General features: G+C 48.3%; 2 tRNA genes and 1 rRNA gene. All 3 read left to right on the top strand.

Going from position 1 to position 1,425, the window contains the following annotated elements:
• Positions 1–61 precede the first annotated feature (61 nt).
• Positions 62–137, top strand: a tRNA-Lys gene (locus tag BZG14_RS15365).
• A gap of 9 nt (positions 138–146) precedes the next feature.
• Positions 147–222: transfer RNA gene (locus BZG14_RS15360), tRNA-Val, on the top strand.
• A gap of 394 nt (positions 223–616) precedes the next feature.
• A 23S ribosomal RNA gene (locus tag BZG14_RS15355) occupies positions 617–1,425 on the top strand; the annotation flags it as partial.

Here is a 1,425-nt window from a genome sequence, read left to right as displayed (position 1 = left end):
GCCTAGGACACCGCCCTTTCACGGCGGTAACAGGGGTTCGACTCCCCTATGGGACGCCATTGGGTTGTTAGCTCAGTTGGTAGAGCAGTTGACTTTTAATCAATTGGTCACAGGTTCGAATCCTGTACAACCCACCACACTATCGTGGGCGATTAGCTCAGTTGGGAGAGCACCTCCCTTACAAGGAGGGGGTCACTGGTTCGAGCCCGGTATCGCCCACCACGCTTTAAAGGTTTTTGCTTAAGAATCTTTAGAACGTGGTTTATTTAGCAATAAACGACATGCTCTTTAACAATCTGGAAAGCTGACAAGTCATTCTTWAAGAATGACAGTAAAGTTCTCAATCAGTGACAGAAATGTCACTCACACAATCAAGTGTGCTTGGGCTTTGTCTTATTTGATAAGCAAAGTCTCTATTTTGAGTCCGGCAAAAACAAAACCTTAATTGGTTGATGATTCAACACTCAGTGGTTTTGCGACGTAGATTTCTTTTTTAGGCAACGCGCGCGAGACTTTTGTCGCCGGGAGCGTAACGTGTTACGTGACCAAGCAAAAGTTAAGCAAGAGGCAGCATAAAAGAGAAAGATCAAGCAAAAAAGACCTCTTGGGGTTGTATGGTTAAGTGATTAAGCGTAGACGGTGGATGCCTTGGCAGTCAGAGGCGATGAAGGACGTACTAACCTGCGAAAAGCGATGGTGAGCTGGTAAGAAGCATTTGAGCCATCGATGTCCGAATGGGGAAACCCACCTGCATAAGCAGGTATCTTAGCGTGAATMCATAGCGCTAAGAGGCGAACTCGGGGAACTGAAACATCTAAGTACCCGCATAAGCAGGTATCTTAGCGTGAATMCATAGCGCTAAGAGGCGAACTCGGGGAACTGAAACATCTAAGTACCCGAAGGAAAAGAAATCAATTGAGATTCCGGCAGTAGCGGCGAGCGACCCCGGAGCAGCCCTTAAGCGGYTTAGGCGTTAGGTGAACAGGTTGGAAAACCTGGCAATAAAGGGTGATAGCCCCGTAACCGACGGCGCCTTAGRCGTGAAAACGAGTAAGACGGGACACGTGATATCTTGTCTGAASATGGGGGGACCATCCTCCAAGGCTAAATACTCCTGACTGACCGATAGTGAACCAGTACCGTGAGGGAAAGGCGAAAAGAACCCCTGTGAGGGGAGTGAAATAGAACCTGAAACCGTCTACGTACAAGCAGTGGGAGCCTCYTTTRTGGGGTGACCGCGTACCTTTTGTATAATGGGTCAGCGACTTAATGTAAGTAGCYAGGTTAACCGCATAGGGGAGCCGTAGGGAAACCGAGTCTTAACTGGGCGACAGTTGCTTGCATTAGACCCGAAACCGAGTGATCTAGCCATGGGCAGGTTGAAGGTTGAGTAACATCAACTGGAGGACCGAACTCACTAACGTT

Source organism: Salinivibrio sp. IB282, from assembly GCF_001995685.1.
GTDB classification, from domain to species: Bacteria; Pseudomonadota; Gammaproteobacteria; order Enterobacterales; family Vibrionaceae; genus Salinivibrio; species Salinivibrio kushneri.
This window is presented reverse-complemented; position numbering and strand designations above follow the sequence as displayed.